We start from the raw sequence: 19400 nt of genomic DNA, 5'->3' as shown, positions 1-19400 counted from the left end.
AATAGTGATTACTATCCTGTAACGATCCAAATTTGAACAAACCGCTGGTCAGGAGCGGCGTTCCCCAGGAAGGGCTCAGACGAGCCTGCGGGCGGTCGCCCAGCGCGACAGCTCGTGCCGGTTCGACAGCTGGAGCTTGCGCAGCACGGACGACACGTGCGTCTCCACGGTCTTGACCGAGATGAACAGCTCCTTCGCGATCTCCTTGTACGCGTAGCCGCGCGCGATCAGCCGCAGCACCTCGCGCTCGCGCTGGGTGAGCGAGTCGAGCTCGGGGTCGATGGACGGCGCCTCGGAGGAGGCGAACGCGTCCAGCACGAACCCCGCGAGCCGCGGCGAGAACACCGCGTCGCCCTCGGCCACCCGGTTGATGGCGTCGGTCAGCTCCTTGCCGCTGATGTTCTTGGTGACGTAGCCGCGGGCCCCGCCCCTGATCACCCCGATGACGTCCTCGGCCGCGTCGGACACCGACAGCGCCAGGAACCGCACCTGCGACCCCGTGCCCAGCACCCGCCGCAGCACCTCCTGGCCGCCGCCGCCCGGCATGTGGACGTCGAGCAGGACCACGTCGGGCTGATGCGCGGCGATCGCCTTGACCGCCGTCTCGACGTCCTCGGCCTCGCCGACCACCTCGATCGAGTCGCCCAGCTCGGCGCGCACGCCCGATCGGAACAACCGATGGTCATCGACGATCAGTACGCGCGTCATGCCTTCTCCACCTTCATCGTCAACATCACTTCCGTGCCCTCACCCGGCGCGGTGCGTACGCGGGCCGTGCCGCCGTGCCGCTCCATTCTGCCGATGATGGACTCCCTGATGCCCATCCGGTCGAGCGGGATCGCGTCGAGGTCGAACCCCTTGCCCCGATCCTTCACGAAAATCGTGACTTCTTCACCCTCGACCTCCGCGTACACCGAAATGGACGGACTCTCAGAGTATTTCGCCGCGTTGACCATCGCCTGGCGGGACGCCTTGAGCATGGCCGCGAGCTTGCCCGCCGCGTCGAGGTCGATGTCGCTCACGCAGACCACCTCGATGGGCACGCCGTGCGCGTCCTCCTCCTCGGCGGCGATCCTGCGCACGGCCGCCGCCACCGTCGCGTCGGCGTCCTGCGCCGGCTGGTAGAGCCAGTTGCGCAGCTCGCGCTCCTGCGAGCGGGCCAGCCGCGACACCTCGCGCGGGTCGTGCGCCACCCGCTGGATGAGCGTCAGCGTGTGCAGCACCGAGTCGTGCACCATGGCCGCCACCTCGGCGCGCTCCTCCTGCCTGATGCGCTCGCGGCGCTCCAGCTGGAGCTCCTTCCACAGGCCCGCCAGCCAGGGGGCGGCGATCACCGCCAGGCCGCCCACGACCACGATGGTGAACATCAGCCCCGGCCTGGCCTGGGCCAGCTCGCCCTGCGAGTACAGGAAGCCGACCGCGCCGATCACCACCAGCGCGATGCCGAGCAACGTACGGACGCGGTTCTTCCTGATGCTCAGCGCCGCGCCGCTCATCCAGCTCCGGCGCCGCTCCGGGTCGGCCTGCTGCCACAGGATCAGCGCGCCGATCCCGCCCACCGCGAACGGCAGCAGACCGATGCCGCCCTGCGAGGCCCCCGTCAGCAAGCCGAACGCCAGCACCGCCACCCCGATCGCGGTGAACGCGGCCAGCTGGCTCCAGTCGCGCGGCGGCACCTGCCCCTCGTACGGCTCGCGCGGCGTCACCATCCACAGCACCGCGTACGCCGGCGCGCCCGCCCAGCCCACGGCGGTGAGCAGCACGAACATCAGCCTGATCACGACCGGGTCGAGCTTCAGCTGGGTCGCCAGCCCCTGGGCGACACCACCGAGCAGGCGTCCCTCCATGGGGCGCAGCATCCGGCGAAAGGGCTTGTCGCCGCTCTGCTCGGCGAGTGTCTTCTGGTCAGCCATAACATGGCCATGGTCACACGTCCCGGGCCAAATGGGCATCAGGGAACAACCCCCGGGTCCTGTCAGGGGTCTCCCGGATGCGGGCGTCGCACGCGTGGGTCACGATGGTACGCATGACAGAGGCACCGCCAAGGCAACCGGCTGCTCCCCCCTCCCAGCTGCGACGCAGCGGCGAGGGACGCTTCCTCATGGGAGTGTGCGCGGGGCTCGGGCGGCACACCGGCATCGACCCGGTGGTGTTCCGCGTCGCCTTCGCGGTGCTGCTGCTCGGGTCCGGCATCGGGCTCTTCCTCTATCTCGCGGCGTTCCTGCTGATGAAGGAGCCGAACGGGCGGCCCGGCATCATCGAGCAGTGGACGCGGCGCGACTTCGACGCCGAGACCGTGCTGGCGCTGCTGACGGCGGTGCTGGCGTTCGGCCTGGCGATCAACGTGGCCACCGTGTGGCTGGACACCGGCTCGCTCGTGGTGGGCGTGTTCCTGGCGGTGTCCCTGCTGGCGGCCCACACGAACGGGGTCGATCTGGTGGGCCTGGCCCGCTCGATGCCCGAACGCCTGAGCCGCCGCCGCTCACCCGAATCGGCGGCCTTCGACTCGGCTCCGGCCGGTCCCGCCACCGACGCCGCACCCCCGACCTCTGCGGTCCGCCGCCCCTCCCCGCCCTCGGCCCGCACCGGCACCCCCGCCGGCCTCCCGCCGGAGAGCACGTCGCCCGAAAAGGGCGCACTCGTGAGCCGCGCGGAGCCGGATGAGACGCAGGCGGCCGCAGCGGCTCAAGGGGCAGGAGTGCCCGATGAGGCGGAAGCGCCGAGCGGGACGGGCGCGCCGCAGGAGCGCGAGGCGGCTCTGCGTCAGGAAGGGGTGCCCGTCGAGGAGGCGGTCGCGGAGGCGGTCGCGGAGGCCGACAACGAGGCGACCCGGCGGGTCGGCCACACGCCGGACAGGAACGTCGAAGGGTTGCGTCAGGCGGCGGAAGGCGTGCGCGATGCCGCCTACCAGGCCAGGCGCCACCGCCAGGGACAGCCGGGCGCACCTCTCCCGCCCCAGAGCGAGCCACCCCCCGCCCAGCACCCGGCCGCCACCCCGGACGCGGGAACGGCAGGAGCCAGGGATTGGGAGGAGCGGCTGCGGTGGCGGGAGCAGTTCGAAGGGCCCGTTTCGCCGGAGGCGGTGACGGCCGAGCATCCCGTGCCGAAGCGGCCCCGCGACTACCGTCCTGACCCGCCGACCGCGATCGACCACAGCCAAGGCGAGCCGTTCGCGCCGCACGGCCCGTACCGGCCGCTGGATCCGGCCAGACGGGCCGGGTACTCGCCGTACGACCCGGCGTTCTACGGCCGCCCCCCGATGCCGATGCATCCGCGGCGGCCGCAGCGCCGGCCGCAGCCGAAGTCGTACATCGGCGCGATCACTGTCCTGCTGGCCATCATCGTTGGAGGGATCGTCGTGGCCGTCCAAGCCAGTTCGGCCGCCGGAGTGAGCCCCACCATCATCGGCGGCGCCATGCTCATCACGTTCGGCGCGGGCCTGCTCGTGGCCGCCTGGTGGGGCCGTGGCGCCGGCCTGGTCGCGGGGGGCACGACGATCGCGCTGCTCATAGGGATGGGGTTGATGCTGGGCGGCTTGCCGAAGAGCATCGGCCCGTCGGATTGGGTGCCGACGAGCGTGGCGGAGGCGGGCAGACTGTACGACGTGGGCCTGGGCGACGGCCGGCTTGACCTGTCGGAGCTGGTGCTGCCACCGGGGACGAAGGTGACGTTCAGCGCGGCGGTGCAGGCGGGCGAGCTGGAGGTGATCGTGCCACCGACGGTCAGGGTCGAGGTGCACGCGACGAACAAGGTGGGCGACATCATGATCGGCCAGTCTCTGCGCGGCGGCGTGGACCTGCGGATCAACCGCGTGCTGGAGCCCGAGGTCAAGCCGGAGGGCAAACTGTCGACGATCGTGCTCAACCTCAAGGGCGGCCTGGGTGACATGACGGTGCGTCATGCGGCGTGATCTCGAGGAGCGGCCGCGCCGGCTGCACAGAACCGACTGGATGGCTCTGCTGAGCGGTGTCCTGTTCATCGTTTTGGGAATCTTGACGGTGACCCGCGCGATCACGGATCCGCTGGTCCTGGTGGGCGTGCTGGTGCTGGGGCTGGCCTTCGCGGGGCTGGTGGCGATCATCGCCAGGGTGTTTCGCGGTAAGTAACCCTTGACCGGGAAAAACACCGGCGTAGGTTCGGAGTGTCCGCTTTTCCCCCTGCTCCTGAGGGAGGACGTATGCCCCGAATCACCGTCACTGTCGACGGGGTCAAGTACGAGGAGGACGTCGAGCCGCGGCTTCTCCTCGTTCACCTGCTACGAGAGCGGCTGGGCAAGACCGGCACCCCCATAGGGTGCGACACGAGCAACTGCGGCGCGTGCACGGTCATGCTCGACGGCAAGAGCGTCAAGAGCTGTTCGGTGCTGGCCGTGCAGGCCGACGGCTGCGACGTCGTCACGATCGAGGGTCTCGGCACGAACGGCGCGATGCATCCGATGCAGCGGGCCTTCCACGAAGAGCACGCCCTGCAGTGCGGCTACTGCACGCCCGGCATGGTCATGGCCGCGATCGACCTGCTCAGGGACGACCCTGAGCCGTCGGAGGAGACGATCAGGCAGGGGCTGGAGGGCAACCTCTGCCGCTGCACCGGATACTGCAACATCGTGCGGGCCGTCCGCAGGGGCGCCCAGGAGATGGGGCAGGCGGTGAGCACGTCATGACCGTCCAGGAGGTCGGCCGGCCGCGCAGGCGGAAAGAGGACACCAGGCTGCTGACGGGGCGCACGCAGTGGACGGACAACCTCTCCAGGCCCGGGATGCTGCACGTGATGTTCCTGCGCAGCCCGATGGCGCACGCGCGCATCACGCGGGTCGACGTCTCAGGGGCACGCGACCTGCCGGGGGTGGTGGCGGCCTTCAGCGGCCAGGATCTGGCGGCGGAGCAGGGCAGCCTGCCGTGCGCGTGGCCGGTGACCGAGGACGTCGTCATCCCCGACCATCCGCCGATGGCGGTGACGGAGGTCAGGTACGTCGGCGAGGCGGTGGCCTGCGTGATCGCGACCGACCGGTACCGGGCGGCGGACGCGCTGGACGCGATCGAGGTCGATTACGAGCCGCTGCCCGCGGTGCTCGACATGAACGAGGCGCTGGCGCCGGACAGCCCGAAGGTGCACGAGGCGGGCAACAAGGCGTACAGCATGCAGATCACCTCGGGTGACATCGAGGCGGCGTTCAGGGACGCGCCGGTCGTGGTCGAGCGGACGTTCACCCAGCAGCGGCTCATCCCGAGCGCGATGGAGCCGCGGGCGGTGCTGGCCGACACCGACGGCGAGTCGTACACGCTGTGGACGTCCTCGCAGATCCCGCACGTGCTGCGGGTCATGCTGGCGGTGACGACCGGCATCCCCGAGCACAAGATCCGGGTGGTCGCGCCCGACGTGGGCGGCGGATTCGGCTCGAAGCTGCAGGTCACCGCCGAGGAGGTGCTCTGCCTGCTGCTGGCGCGGCGGATCGGCAGGCCGGTCAAGTGGACGGAGTCGCGTTCCGAGGGCAACCTGACCGTGCATCACGGCCGCGACCAGATCCAGCACCTCCGACTCGCGGCCGACGCCGACGGGCGCATCCGCGGCCTGCGGGTGGAGCTGATCGCCGACATGGGCGCGTACCTGCTGCTGCTGACGCCGGGCATCCCGCTGCTCGGCGCGTCGATGTTCAACGCGATCTACAAGATGGACGCGTACGAGTTCGGCTGTACGGGCGTGTTCACCACGAAGATGCCCACGGACGCCTATCGGGGCGCGGGCCGGCCCGAGGCCACGTTCGGCATCGAGCGGATGATGGACGAGCTGGCCGCCGAGCTGCACATGGACCCGCTGGAGGTGCGCAGGCGCAACTGGATCAGGCACGAGGAGTTCCCGTACACCACGATCTCGGGGCTGACGTACGACTCGGGCAACTACGAGGCGGCGACCGAGCGGGCGCTGTCGTTGTTCGGCTACGACAAGCTGCGCGCCGAACAGGCCGACCGGCGTGACAGGGGCGACCCGGTGCAGCTCGGGATCGGGGTGAGCACGTACACGGAGATGTGCGGGCTGGCGCCGTCGCGGCTGCTCGGCGAGGGCCGCTTCGGGGCGGGCGGCTGGGAGCACGGCGAGGTGCGCATGCTGCCCACCGGCAAGGTCGAGGTCGTCACCGGCAGCTCGCCGCACGGGCAGGGCCACGTGACGTCGTGGAGCCAGATCGTGGCCGACGCGCTGGGCGTGCCGTTCGAGGACATCACGGTGCTGCACGGCGACACGGCGATCGCGCACAAGGGCATGGACACCTACGGCTCGCGCTCGCTGGTCGTCGGCGGGATCGCGGTGCTGAAGGCGTGCGAGAAGGTCAAGGACAAGGCGCGCGTGCTGGCGGCGCACCTGCTGGAGTGCTCGCCCGACGACCTGGAGTTCGAGGCGGGGACGTTCAAGGTGCGCGGCACCGACTCGGGCAAGACGATCCAGGAGCTGGCCTTCGCCGCGTTCACCGCGCACAACCTGCCCGACGGGGTGGAGGCGCGGCTGGACTCCGTGGCCACGTTCGACCCGGAGACCTACTCCTTCCCGCACGGCACCCACCTGTGCGCGGTGGAGGTGGACACCGAGACGGGCCGGACGAAGATCCGCTCGTACGTGGCGGTGGACGACATCGGCAAGGTGATCAACCCGCTGATCGTGGAGGGCCAGCTGCACGGCGGCATCGCGCAGGGCATCGCGCAGGCGCTGTTCGAGGAGGCCGTGTACGACGCCGAGGGCAACCTGCTGACCACGACCATGGCCGACTACCTGCTGCCGTCGGCGGCCGACCTGCCGGACGTCACGCTCGACAGGACCGAGTCGCCGGCGACCAGCAACCCGCTGGGCGCGAAGGGCGTGGGCGAGGCGGGCACGATCGCCTCGACCCCGGCCGTGGTGAACGCGGTGGTGGACGCGCTGCGGCCGTACGGGATCGACGACGTGCGCATGCCGTGCACGCCTGAGCGGGTCTGGAGGGCCCTCCAGGAGCGGGCGCAGGAAGGAGAGCGGCCATGATCCCCGCGCAGTTCGAGTACGTGCGTCCCGGCTCGGTCGCCGAGGCGTGCGAGGTGCTGGCCGGCGACGAGGACGCCAAGGTCCTCGCGGGCGGGCAGTCGCTGCTGCCGCTGCTGCGGCTGCGGCTGGCGTACCCGTCCGCGCTGGTGGACGTCGGCCGGCTGGAGGAGCTCAAGGGCGTGCACGACCGGGGCGACCACGTCTTCATCGGCGCGCTGACCACGCACGACGAGGTCATGCGCTCCCCGGTGGTGACGGCGGGCTGCCCGCTGGTGGCGCTGGCGACGGCGCACGTGGCGGATCCGGCGATCAGGCACCGGGGCACCTTCGGTGGCTCGCTGGCGCACGCGGACCCGGCGGGTGACCTGCCGGCCGTGGTGCTGGCGCTGGACGGCGTGTTCGTGGCGGTCTCGGCGCAGGGCGAGCGGGAGATCCCGGCCTCGGAGTTCTTCGTGGACTACTGGGAGCCGGCGCTGGCGCAGGGCGAGATCCTGGCCGGCGTGAAGATCCCGAAGCTGGGCGAGGGCTGGGGCTTCCACTACGAGAAGTTCCACCGCACCGCGCAGGCGTGGGCGATCGTCGGCGTGGCGGCCGCGGTCAAGCGCTCGAACGGCTCGATCGCCGAGGCCAGGATCGGCCTGACGAACATGGGCGCGACCCCGCTGCGGGCCGGCGCGACGGAGGCCGCCCTGACCGGCGTGGAGCTGGGCGACCAAGTACGCCAGGCGTGCGACGAGGCGGCGGACGGCACCTCGCCCCCGTCGGACCTGCACGCCCAGCCTGACTACCGGCGGCATCTGGCCAGGGTGCTGACCTATCGCGCGGTCCGCGCCGCGGCCGGAGCGCCCTGACGACGTGACGGGGGCGTCCCTCTTCCGGGGCGTCCCCCTCGCGACGTAGTGTCACAGGCATCGGCGGAAGGAGCGGATCGATGGCGATGCGGTTCGAGCACGAGTTCACTGTTCCCGTCCCGATCGAGCAGGCCTGGGCCGTGCTGCTCGACGTCGAGCGGGTCGCGCCGTGCCTGCCAGGGGCGACCTTGGACGTCTTCGACGGTGACGAGTTCACCGGCAGGATGAAGGTCAAAGTCGGGCCCATCACGGTCACCTACCGCGGTTCCGCCACGTTCGAGGACGTGGACAAAGACTCCTACTCGCTCACCATCCGAGCGTCGGGCAAGGAGGCCAGGGGCTCGGGCACGGCCTCGGCCACGGTCAAGGCCCGCATGCAGCCGCGCGACGACTCCACGCTGGTCACCGTCGAGACCTCGTTCAACGTCACGGGCCGGCCCGCGCAGTTCGGGCGGGGCGTGATGGCGGAGGTCGGGGGCAAGCTCATCGAGAAGTTCGCCGACAACCTGGCGACGCTGCTGTCGGAGCCCACTGTCGGACCCACGGTCGGGCCCACTGTCGGGCCCACGGTGACGCCCGCCGAGCAGGAGCAGCAGGAGGAGCGGCATCTGAGCGCGGTGCCGGGGCCCGAGACCGTGCAGGAGCGGCAGGTGGGCTCGCTGCGCTCGTCGCGTACGCCTGACGAGGAGGCGCTCGACCTGCTGGAGATCGCCGGGCAGCCGCTGCTGAAGCGGGTGGCGCCGATCGTGGGCGGACTCGCCGCACTCCTTGTCATCATTTGGGTGATTCGTCGCCTGACGCGCTGATTTTGGGCAAATAGTCCATCAAGTCCGGTCACTTCCTCCTGGGCGGGGGAAGCCCATTCCCGCCGGGATGTCTCACGGGGGGATGCGCGATGCCGGACTGCACCGTGGTCGTGATCACCTACAACGACGCGGCCCGCCTGCCCAGAGCCGTACGTTCGGTGCTCGGCCAGTCACTGCGCGACCTCGAAGTGATCATCGCCGACGACGCGAGCACCGACGGCACGCCCGAGGTCGCCAGGCGCCTGGCCGCGAGCGACCCCCGGGTCCGCTACCTGCGCAGACAGGCCAACAGCGGCGGCTGCGGCGCCCCGCGCAACGACGGCATCGACGCCGCGCGCTCCCCGTACGTGATGTTCCTCGACAGCGACGACGAGCTGCCGCGGCACGCGTGCAAGAGCCTGCTCGCCGAGATCGAGCGGACGGGGGCCGAGTTCGTCGCGGGCCAGATCTCCCGGCTGCACGAGTCGAACGGCCGGCTGCGCCCCTACTACCCGTCGTTGTTCGCCCGGCGGCGCGTGGTCGAGGGCATCAGGCGGGAGCCCGAGCTGTTCCTCGACAGCTTCAGCACCAACAAGCTCTACGACGTGCGGCTGCTGCGCGAGAACATGCTGCGCTTCCCCGAGGACATCCACTACGAGGACCACGTCTTCGCCACCGAGCTCTACGCGGTGACCCGCAGGTTCGCCGTCGTGCCCTGGGTCGTCTACCACTGGCACCGCTCGACCGCGAACGACTCCATCTCGCTCAGCATCGGGGACCTGGAGAACGTGCGCCAGCGGGTCATCGCGGCCCGGCTGAGCGACGACATCCTGCGCGAGCACGGGGCCGCCGACCTGGTGCCGCACCGGCAGTACCGGTTCCTGCGCCAGGACCTGCGGGTCTACCTCAACCCGCTGCCGGCCAGGGACCTGGTGTGGGTCAAGGAGTTCGCCTCGGTGGTGCGGCCGTACCTGGAGGAGATCTCCGGCGAGGTGTTCGACCGGCTGGACCCGCTGGACCGGGTCTGCGCGCAGCTCATCATGGACGACCGCGTCGAGGACCTGCGAGTGGCGGCCGGCTCGCTCACCGGACCGCGCGCCGCGCCCAGGACGGCGGTTCAGCTCGGCGGCAGGACCTACTGGGGCGGCACGCCGTCGCCCGGCATGGACATCACCCGGCTGCGGCTGGCCGAGCTGCCCTTCACCGCCTCCCGGCTGCGGCACGAGGTGGTCGATCTGTCCTCCGACGGGCGGCGGGTGCGGATGACCGTGCGCAGCTACGACCCGTTCGGCGCGCTGCCGCCCGAGTGGATGGCGTTCCTGCAGCTCGGCCGGGTCCGCGTGCCGATCGACCCGCAGCCGTCGGCGCAGGGCGCGTACGTCACGCACGTCGAGTTCACGCCCACCGGCCGGTGCGAGCCGCGCATCGGGTTCACCCGGCTGTCCGACGGGCTCACCACGACCGACCGGCTCATCGCCGACCCGCGCACCGAGCCGATCGAGCTGCCGGGGTGCACGCTCGGCGTCGAAGGGTACGCGGCCTACCTGTGCGTGCGGCCCGACTCGGTCACCCGGGCGGTGCTGCGGCGGGTCAAGCGGCAGGTGCTCAAGCGGATCAGCACGCCGCGCAACAAGCTGCTGGCGTACAAGCTGCTGGTGAGGGTGCTGCCGCCGCGCAGGAACCTGGCGCTGTTCGAGTCGGACGTCGGCAAGGGCTACAGCGGCAGCCCGCGCGCCATCTACGAGGAGGTGCGCAGGCGGCGGCTGCCCATCGACGCGGTCTGGTCGGTCGCCAAGGGGCGCGGCAACTTCCCCTCGGACGCCAAGCTCGTACGCAGGGGCAGCTGGCGCTACGTCTACACGATGGCGCGGGCCGGGATCTGGGTGGACAGCCACGGCTTCCCGCTCGACTACCCCAAGCCGCGCGGCACCCGCTACCTGCAGACCTGGCACGGCCAGGGCATCAAGTCGATCGGCTTCGACGCGCCCGACCTGCGCGGCGACTTCGACGGGCCGCGCGCCAGGTGGCGGGCCGCGGTGGCGCGGTGGGACGCGCTGGTGTCGCCGAGCGCGGAGTTCTCCCGCGTGTTCCTGCCGTCGAACGGCTACGCGGGCAAGGTGTACCGCTGCGGCACGCCTCGCTGCGACGCCCTCGTCAGGGGCTCCACGCAGGACGGCGGCGCTCTGGAGGTGCTGCGCCGGCTGGAGGTGCCGCCGGGCCGCCGCGTCCTGCTGTACGCCCCCACCTACCGCGACCAGGCCAAGGGCAGCGGCCGCTCGGTACGGGTGGACCTGGAGCTGCTGGCCGAGGAGCTGGCCGACGAATGGGTGGTGCTGCTGCGTACGCATCCGGTCGAGCGTTACCGGCCGCCCGAGCACCTGCGGCACTTCATCCGCCCCGCGAGCTCCTATCCCGAGATCAACGACCTCATGCTGGCCTCCGACGCGCTGCTGACGGACTACTCCTCCGTCATGTGCGACTACGCGCTGACCGGCAAGCCGATGGTGTTCTACATCGACGACTGGGACGACTACCGCCTGTCCGAGCGCGGCGTCTACCACGACCTGCCGTCCATCGCGCCAGGGCCGTGCGTGACGACCACCGAGGACCTGGCCGGGGTGCTGCGCAGGCTGCCCGCCGTGCACGAGTCGTACGCCGAGCGCTACGCCGCCTTCCGCCGCATGTGGTGCGCCGACGAGCGGGGTGACGCGGCGGCCAGGATCGTCGCCGACTTCTTCGAGGAGGCCCGGTGAGCGTCGTGTTCACCTGCCTGGACGCCGACACGCTCGGCGGGATCCAGCAGGTCACCCACACCCTGGCCCAGGGGCTCGCCGAGCGCGGCCACGAGGTGCACGTGATCGGCCTGCACCGCACCGGGCGCCCGTTCCGCTACGTGGACGAGCCCCGCTACCACCGCCACCTGATCAGCCCGCGGCCGGCCGACGGGCCGATCGCCCGCAGGCTGGCCGACCGGCGGCTGAAGGGGTTGCTGCGCGAGATCCCGCCCGGCTACGCGGTGCTGACCTCGCCGTCCGTGGTGGCCCGCGTGTCGGGCCTGCTGCCGCCCGGTTTCCGGCCGATCGGCCAGTATCACGGCTCGTACGGCCACGCCCGCGGCTGCTGGCACCTGGCCTCGATCCGCCGCCACTACCCGCCGCTCGACCAGGCGCTCTTCCTCAGCGACGACGACGCGCGGCGCTTCTCCGAGCACGCGCTGCTGCCCAACGCGGGCGCGCTGCCGAACCCGCTGGCCCGCTGGCCTGAGGAGATGTCCCGGCTGGACACGCCCAGGGTGCTGGGGGTGGGCCGGCTGGAGGGGGTCAAGCGGTTCGACCGGCTGATCAGCGCGTTCGCGAAATCGCAGGCGCCGCCGCCGTGGGAGCTGCACCTCATCGGCGACGGCGGCGAGCTGGAACGGCTGCGCGCGCACGCCGAGCGGGAGGGGGTCGGGGACCGCGTGGTGTTCCGAGGGGTGGTGCCGGCTGAGCGCATGCCCGGCGAATACCTGGACGCCTCGATCCTGGGGCTGACCAGCGAGCACGAGGGGCTGCCGATCGTCCTGCTGGAGTCGGCGGCGCACGGGGTGCCCGCGGTGGCGTTCGACGTGTCGGGCGGCGTGCGCTCGGCCGGCCCTGTGCTGGTGCCGCCTGGGGACGTGGCGGCGTTCGCGGCGGAGCTGGCGCGGCTGGTGGCCGACGAGGAGGAGCGGCGCCGGCTGGGCGCCGACGCCCGCGCACGGGCCGAGGCGTTCCGCCTCGACCACGTGCTGGACGGCTGGGAACGGGTCTTCGCCCACATCGAGCGCTGACCCGAGAACTCAGACCCGAGAGCGCCGACCCGAGAGCGCCGACCCGAGAGCGCTGGCCCAAGGGCTCAGACCGGCTCGGTCAGCTCCCTACGCTGCTGCGGCACGCCGGCCAGCGACCGCTGGCGCGAGGTGAGCAGCGCGGCGACCGGGCTGGGCTCGCGCAGCCGGTTGAACCGGTCGCGCATGTGCTTGCGCATCCTGCTGGCCCTGCGCTTCTGCATCGTCTTCTGGGCCGTGGTGATGTGCTCCTTGGACGGCTTGGGCGCCCCGCTCAGCTCGTAGCCCATCGACTCCAGGCGGTCGCCGAGCATGTGCTCGCACAGCGCCACCTCCCAGTCCTCCAGCCGGTTCGCCCAGCTGCCGACCCGGCTGCGGGTGACCTCGCGGTGGGTGTTGCTGTGCCAGACCTTGTGCTGCGGCACCGCCACGCTGGCCGCCTCGCGCGGCGAGATCATCGCCGGCGAGAAGTCCTCGTCGAGGAAGTGGCAGAGCTTCTTCAGCTCGGTCATCGGGTCGTCGGTGAGGTCCTCGTAGCGCAGCTCGTAGTAGGTGTCGTCGGGCAGCGTACGACGCAGCCTGCCGCCCGCGTCGATGGCCTCTGCCCAGGTGGAGACGGCGTGGAAGGAGTCCAGGGTGTACCAGGGCATCTCCTTCAGCGAGGCCACGCAGTCGCGGCCGTCCCTGATGAGGTGGATGAACTGGGCGTCGGGGAAGAGCCGCAGCAGCATGTCCACCTGCTTGACGTAGCTCGGCCGCTTGTCGCCCCAGCGGGCCTTGTCGAAGCGGTCGGCGTACATCTTGAAGGCGGTGCCGAGCACCGAGCCCAGCGAGCCGGGGCCCTCGACGGCCTGCCGGACGAACTCGTCCTTGTCGATCTTCAGCTCGCGGAACTTGGTGCTGCGGTCGGTAGCGATCCACTGCGCCAGGGCGCGGCGGCGCTGGGCGACCCGGAGGTCGCCCCACTTGCGGCGGCGGTAATAAGCGGGAACGAGGAAGCGCGTCTCCGGTGGCACCGCGAGGCGTGGGTGCGAGTGGAGCATGAGCTGGAGCATCGTGGTGCCGGACCGCGGGCATCCGATGACGAAGACTGGCCGGTCGTTCATGTCGTACTAACCCCCGAAAACTTAGACGAGAACGTGCTCTCGGCTCTCCTGAGGCGAGCCCACGCCGTGCCTGCGCGTGAAGAGCCACATCCGGTACACAAGGAAGACCTCGTTGGCGAGCAGCAGCGCCCCAGACGACGCGGCGAGCGGGATCAGCGCCCACGCCCCCGCGATGGGCGCGACCACGAACACCGCCGCATGGAACTCGATGCCGCTCACGAGGTGCGAGCGCACACGATGACGGGCCAGGAACCTGTTGAGCCTGCGGAAGAACCGGGCGAAGATCCGCCGCTGAGCGCGCCCCCGCGGCTCGCCCTCCGGCCGCTCGGCGAAGAACGGCTCCGGGCCCACCGGGTCGGCGCCGAGCGGGTCGGCGTCGATCGGGTCGTGGCCCAGCGGGTCCGGCTCCGCCTCCTGCCGTTCCTCTCTGATGGCCTCGCGTACGCGCTTCATCTGCGGCGCGTTGACGTACCTGAACAGGTCCAGGACCGCCACCGCCGCGCCGAGCACGACGTAGTGCACGTCGCCCGTCAGCGCGTACTGCCCGTACGCCAGCCCCCCGGCGCACAGGACGACCCTGATCCGATCCCCCACGTAGTCGAGCCAGAGCCCGAACGGCGTGCCCGTGCCCTTCAGCCGGGCGATTTTGCCGTCCACGCAGTCGATCATGAAGCTCAGATAGAAGAAGCCCGCGCCCGCTATGAGGTGGTTCGCCGCGAAACAGGCGGCCGACACCGTGCCGAGGACCAGCGAGAGCACGGTGAGCGCATTGGGCGTGAGCCGGGTGTGATTGGCGACGGGAAGGGCGACCCGGCAGGCGACCGGATCCACGAAATAGACGGTCCACCAGGAGTCTCTCCGCTTGCGTGTCTCGTAGACGTCATCCAGCGAATAGGTCCTCATGGATCCCAGCATGACCACGCGACGCGCCGGAGCGATTACTGTCTGGAACTACTGGGGGATGTCCATAACGGTTCTTGACCATCCCGGCACTGACCACCGCCACGTGCCGCCCGCCTCTCCGTCGCGGCACCAGCCCTTGAACACCAGGCCGCGCAGCTCGGCCCGCACCCCCAGTTTCCAGGGGCGATCGCCGTCGAGCCGGGCCGGGTCCACGACCGCGAGGACGCCGTACCTGCCCTTGCGCCGCACCTCCAGCGGGACCCTGCGGCGGCCGTCGCTGAGCCACAGGCTCACCTTGGGCACCTTGCGCTCCACCCGGTGGATGCCCACGTACGCGCGCAGCCGGTAGTCCGTCCCCGTCCAGGTGCACTCCTCGACCTTGGCGACCAGCTTGAGCTCGTCGCGGGCGTCGAACACCTCGTCCGGGATGCGCAGGCGGCGGTCGCGGAAGAAGGGGTAGTCGCCGTACCAGCCGGTCGTCCGCCAGCCGCGCGGCACCACGCGGGCGACCTCCTCGCGGCCGCGGCGGAACTCCCGTACGGTGCGCAGCTCCCTGATGAGCCCGCGCCGCAGCAGGTGCAGCTCCAGGCGGCGCAGCGAAGGCGCGCCGGCCAGCACGTGCGGCCCCAGCTCGGCCAGCCAGGCCCGGCCCAGCTCCAGCAGCGGCCCCGGGTCCTCCGTGCACCGCTCCAGCGCCTGGAACAGGAAGATCGTGTCCTTCTCCAGCACGAGCGCGTCGAAGCCGTCGAGCAACTCGGGCGCGCGGTCGTCGAAGAACGTGCGCACCGAGCGGATGGCCGACAACCGCTCCTGGAGGTTCGGCAGCTCCGAGCGGCGCTGGGTGATCGAGGTGCCGCCCTCCTCGCGCTTGCGCCAGTGGTAGACCACGTCGCCGACCATGTCCACGCTGGTCGCGAGCACATGGGCCTGCATGGCGACCGGGACGTCCTCGTAGATGCCGGCGGGGAAGCGCAGGCCGCAGCGCTCCCAGAAGTCGCGCCGGTACACCTTGTTCCACACCGTGCGGTCCCTGACCAGCACCGGCCTGTCGGTGATGTGGGTGCACAGGTGCGGGCGCCTGAACACCTTCTCGTGCAGCGTCGACTCCTCCAGCCCGCCGTCCACCAGCCGCCGCACGGCGCCGGTCGCGAGGTCGGAGCCGGTCTCGGCGAGCGCGCCGACCAGCCGCTCGTACGCTTCCGGCGGCACGATGTCGTCACCGTCGGCGAAGGCCAGGTACGTGCCCCGCGCCCGGCCGACACCCGCGTTCCGCGCCGGCCCGGGACCCAGGTTGCGCTGGCTCACCAGCACGAACCGGCCGTCGCGCGCGGCGAAGTCCTCGGCGACCCGCCGGCCGCCGTCGGTGGACCCGTCGTCCACGACGATCACCTCGATGTCCTCCAGCGTCTGCGCCGCCAGCGACTTCAGGCACTCGGTCAGGTACGGCTCCACGTCATGAACGGGGACGACCACGCTGAGCAGGGGGATCATGCCGAATTGCTCCTTGCACTCGGTGTGCGTTCGAGGGCAGCATGCCGTGACGGCCGACCTCACTACGTGCCCGATGGCCCTCCCTGATGAGCTCTTTACCGAGCGCGTAATCCGCTACGTTGTGCAAAGGATCGAGCACTTACGGTAGGGGGACGCCGTGTTGAGAGACGCGCACGAGGACGATCTGCCGGCCATGCGCCACTGGCGCAACCACCCTCGCGTCCGCGCCACCAGCTTCACCACGCACGAGATCACGCCGGACGAGCACACCCGCTGGTGGCGGGCCACCCGGGTCGACGGCACCAGGCGGGTGATGGTCTACCAGCACGCCGGGGCCCCGGCCGGGGTCGTCACCTACACCGGCATCGCGGGCGGCGCCGCGTACTGGGGCTACTACCTCGACCTCGACGGCCTGGAGCGGCACGGCGAGCTGCTGCCCGCCTGGGTCGGCCTGGAGCGGGCGGCCATCGAGCACGCCTTCGGGCCGCTCGGGCTGAGCCTGCTGCGCGGCGAGGTGCTCGCGGGCAACGAACCGGTGCTGCGGCTGCACCGGCGCTTCGGCTTCGCCGAGACGGGCTCCTACCGGCGGGACGTCGACGGCGTCCTGCGCGACGTCGTGACCATCGAACTCAGGAAGGACCACGCATGATCTCCATCGGGGGGCGGCCGATCGGCCCAGGGCATCCGCCGTTCGTCGTCGCCGAGCTGTCCGGCAACCACAACGGCAGCCTGGAGCGGGCGCTGGCCATCGTGGACGCCGTCGCCGACGCGGGGGCGCACGCGCTGAAGCTGCAGACGTACACGCCCGACACGCTGACCGTCGACTGCGACGCTCCGGCGTTCCGGGTGGGCGACGAGCACGAGCTGTGGGGCGGCGAGACGCTCTACCGGCTCTTCGAGCGGGCCCACACGCCGTGGCAGTGGCACGACCCGATCTTCAAGCGGGCCCGGGAGCGGGGGCTCGTCGCCTTCTCGGCGCCGTTCGACCCCACGGCGGTCGAGGTGCTGGAGAAGCTGGGGGTGCCGGCGTACAAGATCGCATCGTCGGAGATCGTGGACCTGCCGCTCATCCGGCTCGCGGCCGGCACCGGCAAGCCGCTGATCATCTCGACCGGCATGGCCACCGCCGCCGAGATCGACGCCGCCGTGACGGCGGCCAGGGGCGCCGGGTGCGCGCAGCTCGTCGTGCTGTCCTGCACGGCCACCTATCCCGCGCCGCCCGGCGAGAGCAACCTGCGCTCGCTGCCGCTGCTGTCGGCGCTGACCGGTGAGGTGGTGGGGCTGTCCGACCACACACCCGGCATCGGGGCCGCGCTGGCGGCGGTCGCGCTGGGGGCCTGCGTGATCGAGAAGCACGTGACGCTGTCGCGGGCCGACGGCGGCGTGGACGCCGCCTTCTCGCTGGAGCCCGCCGAGCTGGCGGCGCTGGTGACGGAGAGCAGGCGGGCCTGGGAGTCGTTGGGCGACACCGTGATCGGGCCGCGCCCGTCGGAGCGCGAGGGCCTGCGCTTTCGCCGCTCGCTTCACGTCGTACGTGACGTGCGCGCCGGCGACCCGGTCACGCCCGACAACGTCCGCTCGATCCGCCCGGCCGGGGGCCTGCACCCCGATGCCGCCGCCCTGGTCATGGGGCGCCGTTTCGTCCGCGACGCGCGGCTGGGCACTCCCCTGACCTGGGACCTCATCTGACGGCGAGAGCGAGCAGCGCATCGGCCACCCGCTCCCGCCCCTTGCCGTCCACCAGCCCGCGGCCCCGCCTGCCGTGCTCCTCGCGGGCGGCGGGGTCGGCGAGCAGCTTCGCCAGCACGGCGACCGCCTCGGGGCCGGGGGTGGGGCCGAGGCCCGCCGCGGCGCGGCGGCGTACCAGCTCCTCGTAGCCGATGAGCTGGTTGGCGGCCACCCAGGTCAGCGCCATCGGCACGCCGAGGTGCAGCAGCTCCCAGACCGCCGAGCCGGCCGCCGTCACCACCAGGTCGGCCGCCGCCATCAGCTCGGGCAGCCGGTCGGTGGGCGGGATCACCGCGATCGGCCCCGCGTCGAACGGCACCGGGCTGACGACCGTGCCGAGGAAGGGCAGCCCGGTGGCGTTGAGCGCGTCCGCCCAGCGCCGCGCCACCCCCGCGCTGTCGGTGCCGCCGAAGAAGCACAGCACGCGCGGCGGGTCGGCCTCGCTGGGCGGACCGTCCGCGTCTGCCGAGCCGTCCGTGCGAGGTGCTCGGGTGCGGCGGCGGACGCTGTCGCGGAGGAGCACGTAGCCGGCCCCGGCGAGGCGGCGGCCGGGCAGGGCGACGGGCAGGGCGACGGGCAGGGTGAAGGGCAGGGCGAAGGGGCGGTGTTCCGCGCCGAGGTTCTGGTCGAGGTAGAGGTCGGCCTCCTGACCCAGCGGGTCGCCGTCCACGATGGCCAGCACCGGCACCCCCGCCGCCCTGAGCACCGACCCGGTGGCCGGCGCCAGCTCGTACGAGTCCAGCACCACGGCGTCCAAGCCCAGCCCGCGCGCCAGCGCCGCCAGCTTCTCGGGCTCGTCCGGCGCCGCAACCATCGGCAGCCCGCGGCCGTCGAGCTGGGCCCGCCCCCACGGCGAGTCACGGACCTCGCCCAGGAAGACCACCTCGACCCCACGCCCGACCAGTTCCTCGGCCAGCGCCACGCACCGCACCAGGTGCCCGACCCCGCTCCGCGACCCGGCGTCGCACCGGATCCCCACCCGCACCCCACCCACGCGTCACGCGTCCTGCAGCGCCTTCTGGCGGACGTGGGCGTTGAGGCCGGTCACCTCGGGATGCTCACGCAACCAGGAGACGAGCGTCCTGACCGGCAGGCACCGGTCGCCCAGGGCGGCGACGACGGCCGCGATCAGCCGCCAGTCGTCCTCGGTGTCGAGCGTCACCCGCAGGTCGTCGGCCGCCGGGCGGTAGGCCAGGCCGAGCAGCCGGGAGTCGCCGGGATGCTCGTAGAGGTAGGAGGTGACGTGGGTGCGGTGGAAGCCGGTGGCCTCCTGGTCGGCCCTGGCCAGCGCGGCCCGTCCGGCGATCTCGACGTCGAGCCCGCGCGGCAGCGTACGGGACAGGCCGGTGCTGAGGTAGTCGAGCCCCGGCACGGCACGGAACACCAGCGCCGCCTCCCTGATCACGGCCGGGTCGAGCAGCGGGCAGTCGGCGGTGAACCGCATGACCGCGTCGTACCGCCGCCCGGCCAGAGCCTGGACGAACCTGGTCAGCACATCATCGACCGGCCCCCGGTGACAGGCCACGCCGAGCCGGTCGCACTCGCGGAGCACCGCGTCGTCGGCCGGCTCGGTGGTGGTGGCGACGAGCAGGTCGTCGAGCGCCCCGGCGTCGCGCGCCGCGCGTACGACCCAGCCGAGCACCGACCGCCCGCCCAGCTCGCGCAGCACCTTGCCGGGCAGCCGCGACGATCCCATCCTGGCCTGAATGATCCCCACAATCCGCAC

Annotated in this window: 17 protein-coding genes; 10 read left to right on the top strand and 7 right to left on the bottom strand. The window is 71.7% G+C overall.

All coding sequences use genetic code 11. The annotated features are described in order from the left end of the window. Nucleotides 1–75: 75 nt before the first annotated feature. Together AB0K12_RS01605 and AB0K12_RS01600 are read right to left on the bottom strand one after the other, a co-directional pair. Nucleotides 76–708, bottom strand: coding sequence for a response regulator transcription factor (locus AB0K12_RS01605; RefSeq protein ID WP_364554886.1), 633 nt, complete (start codon nt 706–708; stop codon nt 76–78). Further along, entirely contained in the window at nt 705–1913 is a 1209-nt protein-coding gene (locus tag AB0K12_RS01600) for a PspC domain-containing protein (RefSeq protein WP_364554884.1), read from the bottom strand. The genes AB0K12_RS01605 and AB0K12_RS01600 overlap by 4 nt, the downstream gene beginning before the upstream one ends. A 77-nt stretch (nt 1914–1990) precedes the next feature. Here AB0K12_RS01600 and AB0K12_RS01595 point away from each other — a divergent pair, with 77 nt between their 5' ends. The 8 genes from AB0K12_RS01595 to AB0K12_RS01560 all read left to right on the top strand — a co-directional run bounded on the left by AB0K12_RS01595 (nt 1991) and on the right by AB0K12_RS01560 (nt 12449). Then, the gene (locus tag AB0K12_RS01595; protein WP_364554882.1) at nt 1991–3910 is read left to right on the top strand and encodes a PspC domain-containing protein; all 1920 of its coding nucleotides are present in this window, start codon (nt 1991–1993) and stop codon (nt 3908–3910) included. Next, nucleotides 3900–4106: a hypothetical protein gene (locus AB0K12_RS01590; protein WP_355410955.1), complete on the top strand. Its 207-nt coding sequence runs from the start codon at nt 3900–3902 to the stop codon at nt 4104–4106. The genes AB0K12_RS01595 and AB0K12_RS01590 overlap by 11 nt, the downstream gene beginning before the upstream one ends. Nucleotides 4107–4177: 71 nt before the next feature. Further along, complete coding sequence (locus AB0K12_RS01585; RefSeq protein ID WP_364554880.1) at nt 4178–4660, top strand: (2Fe-2S)-binding protein; 483 nt, start codon at nt 4178–4180, stop codon at nt 4658–4660. Continuing rightward, entirely contained in the window at nt 4657–7005 is a 2349-nt protein-coding gene (locus AB0K12_RS01580) for a xanthine dehydrogenase family protein molybdopterin-binding subunit (protein ID WP_364554878.1), read from the top strand. The genes AB0K12_RS01585 and AB0K12_RS01580 overlap by 4 nt, the downstream gene beginning before the upstream one ends. Continuing rightward, the gene (locus AB0K12_RS01575; protein WP_345395924.1) at nt 7002–7856 is read left to right on the top strand and encodes a xanthine dehydrogenase family protein subunit M; all 855 of its coding nucleotides are present in this window, start codon (nt 7002–7004) and stop codon (nt 7854–7856) included. The genes AB0K12_RS01580 and AB0K12_RS01575 overlap by 4 nt, the downstream gene beginning before the upstream one ends. A gap of 80 nt (nt 7857–7936) precedes the next feature. Continuing rightward, the gene (locus tag AB0K12_RS01570; protein ID WP_364554875.1) at nt 7937–8662 is read left to right on the top strand and encodes an SRPBCC family protein; all 726 of its coding nucleotides are present in this window, start codon (nt 7937–7939) and stop codon (nt 8660–8662) included. An 89-nt stretch (nt 8663–8751) separates the two neighbouring features. Next, entirely contained in the window at nt 8752–11394 is a 2643-nt protein-coding gene (locus tag AB0K12_RS01565; protein ID WP_364554873.1) for a CDP-glycerol glycerophosphotransferase family protein, read from the top strand. Continuing rightward, nucleotides 11391–12449: a glycosyltransferase gene (locus AB0K12_RS01560; protein WP_364554871.1), complete on the top strand. Its 1059-nt coding sequence runs from the start codon at nt 11391–11393 to the stop codon at nt 12447–12449. The genes AB0K12_RS01565 and AB0K12_RS01560 overlap by 4 nt, the downstream gene beginning before the upstream one ends. Before the next feature lie 65 nt (nt 12450–12514). Here the strand turns inward: AB0K12_RS01560 and AB0K12_RS01555 are convergent, their stop codons facing one another. The 3 genes from AB0K12_RS01555 to AB0K12_RS01545 are packed head-to-tail and all read right to left on the bottom strand — an operon-like array spanning nt 12515 to nt 15946. Beyond that, nucleotides 12515–13552: a sulfotransferase gene (locus AB0K12_RS01555; protein WP_364554869.1), complete on the bottom strand. Its 1038-nt coding sequence runs from the start codon at nt 13550–13552 to the stop codon at nt 12515–12517. A gap of 21 nt (nt 13553–13573) precedes the next feature. Beyond that, nucleotides 13574–14455 carry a CDP-alcohol phosphatidyltransferase family protein gene (locus AB0K12_RS01550; RefSeq protein WP_364554867.1) on the bottom strand — a complete coding sequence of 294 codons (882 nt, stop codon included), beginning with the start codon at nt 14453–14455 and terminating at the stop codon, nt 13574–13576. A gap of 48 nt (nt 14456–14503) precedes the next feature. Then, entirely contained in the window at nt 14504–15946 is a 1443-nt protein-coding gene (locus tag AB0K12_RS01545; RefSeq protein WP_364554865.1) for a glycosyltransferase family 2 protein, read from the bottom strand. Between the two features lie 157 nt (nt 15947–16103). Here AB0K12_RS01545 and AB0K12_RS01540 point away from each other — a divergent pair, with 157 nt between their 5' ends. Both AB0K12_RS01540 and pseI read left to right on the top strand, forming a co-directional pair. After that, nucleotides 16104–16595 carry a GNAT family N-acetyltransferase gene (locus tag AB0K12_RS01540; protein WP_364554864.1) on the top strand — a complete coding sequence of 164 codons (492 nt, stop codon included), beginning with the start codon at nt 16104–16106 and terminating at the stop codon, nt 16593–16595. Next, nucleotides 16592–17635, top strand: a complete 1044-nt coding sequence (gene pseI / locus AB0K12_RS01535) for a pseudaminic acid synthase (RefSeq protein WP_364554862.1) — start codon at nt 16592–16594, stop codon at nt 17633–17635. The genes AB0K12_RS01540 and pseI overlap by 4 nt, the downstream gene beginning before the upstream one ends. Here the strand turns inward: pseI and AB0K12_RS01530 are convergent. Together AB0K12_RS01530 and AB0K12_RS01525 are read right to left on the bottom strand one after the other, a co-directional pair. Beyond that, nucleotides 17628–18653, bottom strand: a complete 1026-nt coding sequence (locus AB0K12_RS01530) for a hypothetical protein (RefSeq protein ID WP_364554861.1) — start codon at nt 18651–18653, stop codon at nt 17628–17630. The genes pseI and AB0K12_RS01530 overlap by 8 nt on opposite strands. 18 nt (nt 18654–18671) lie before the next feature. Continuing rightward, nucleotides 18672–19391 carry an NTP transferase domain-containing protein gene (locus AB0K12_RS01525; protein ID WP_364554859.1) on the bottom strand — a complete coding sequence of 240 codons (720 nt, stop codon included), beginning with the start codon at nt 19389–19391 and terminating at the stop codon, nt 18672–18674. Between the last annotated feature and the right edge of the window lie 9 nt (nt 19392–19400).

It is taken from the genome of Nonomuraea sp. NPDC049419, assembly GCF_040676995.1.
Taxonomy (GTDB): Bacteria; Actinomycetota; Actinomycetes; order Streptosporangiales; family Streptosporangiaceae; genus Nonomuraea; species Nonomuraea salmonea.
This window is presented reverse-complemented; position numbering and strand designations above follow the sequence as displayed.